The sequence below is a fragment of the Psychrobacter sp. genome (assembly GCF_036731945.1).
GTDB lineage: Bacteria > Pseudomonadota > Gammaproteobacteria > Pseudomonadales > Moraxellaceae > Psychrobacter.
In genome coordinates, this window is record NZ_DAINDI010000130.1 from 1 (window position 1) to 1,341 (window position 1,341).

At 42.4% G+C, this 1,341-nt stretch carries 2 protein-coding genes; one reads left to right on the forward strand and one right to left on the reverse strand.

Annotated elements, in window-relative coordinates; translation table 11 throughout:
- Nucleotides 1-239 precede the first annotated feature (239 nt).
- Nucleotides 240-809, forward strand: coding sequence for a YggT family protein (locus tag V7D75_RS14615; RefSeq protein ID WP_333615149.1), 570 nt, complete (start codon nt 240-242; stop codon nt 807-809).
- Between the two features lie 102 nt (nt 810-911).
- On the opposite strand, the gene V7D75_RS14620 is transcribed toward V7D75_RS14615, so the two are convergent.
- The coding region (locus V7D75_RS14620) for a bifunctional hydroxymethylpyrimidine kinase/phosphomethylpyrimidine kinase (RefSeq protein WP_333615150.1) at nt 912-1,341 on the reverse strand (430 nt) is incomplete at its 5' end.

Here is a 1,341-nt window from a genome sequence, read left to right on the forward strand (position 1 = left end):
AAGCCAATGACATCAGCCGTCAAATCGTTGAAGCCATGCAAGCTTGCGCCGATCGTAGCCAAGCGCTAAGTGAAGAGATGAGTAAATAGTACTGAATAGCTAGTACGCTATTGATAGGGCATGTCGCGGTTGATGAGATGCCTTATTAATAATTATAAGAACTTAAAGTCATAAAAATGCCTGATAATGACCTTCGTCATCCTAAAACCCGTTAATAATGTCACCTTGAGTAGCACTTCATGAACAACATGTTATTGCAAATTTTTGATTTGGTCACCACCTTCGCCATGATGTTGGTGTTTATCCGTTTTATGCTGCAGTTTGCTGGGATGGATGCAAGTAATCCTATGATTGCGCCTGCTTATAGAGCCACCCATATCGTTGATGTATTTGGGCGTATTTTCCCCACTGTCGCCCAAGGTCGTATTAGTATTGCTGCCATTGTATTGATGTTTTTAATTCGTCTGATTGATATCTCTGGTAAGGCAGCGTTAACTCATAAAGGTATTGCGCCTGTGCCGCTTTTCTTTACGGGTACTATCAGCTTGATATTAGACTTTTTACGCATGTGCCGCTATCTGGTCATCGGTTCTATCATTGTCAGCTGGATTGTGGTATTTACCCAATCTCAGCATCCGATTATTGGTATTATTGTTATGTTGGCTGAACCAATTTTAGCGCCGTTTCGTCGTATCACGCCGAACTTGGGCATGATTGATTTATCGCCAATGATTGCCTTTTTTGCCTTTTATCTGCTGGAAATCTTTATCGGCGGTTTGGCATCAAACTTTATGCCGATGTTGGGTTAGGCTGGCCTAATAAAATTCAAAAAACTAGCGATTCTATAAAAGATACAAAAGGCGCTCTATATTTTATAGAGCGCCTTTTTTTATTACCATTTATAGGTTATTCTAAAATTCTACAAAGCGATTGGGTATCAATTGGGCGTTAGCATTATTAGGGTGCGGCGCATCAGCGGCACGCAGCGTTTGGGTAATCCAATGATCCGCCGCCTTTACTGCGTCAACAAGCTTATTCCCCATCGCCAAACGTCCAGCGATAAAGCTCGCTAACGAGCAGCCAGAGCCATGAAATTCGCCTTTTAGGCGCGGCAAAACGCTTTTATGCACCATCTCGCCTTTGATATATAAATATTGCTCGATATCACCGCTATCAAAGTCGTGTGAAGTTTTGACCAATACTGCATGACAGCCCTGGGCACATAATTTTTGTGCACCGATATGCAAATCTTGCTCACCGCTTAAAGCACGTAGCTCATACGTATTTGGGGTGATTAACGTCGAATAGGGAAGTAGTTTTCTAAACGCCGTTACCAAGGTT

Bases quoted from the DNA above. Each gene is read 5' to 3' on its own strand.
- V7D75_RS14615 (WP_333615149.1), top strand. From the start codon at position 240: ATGAACAACATGTTATTGCAAATTTTTGATTTGGTCACCACCTTCGCC.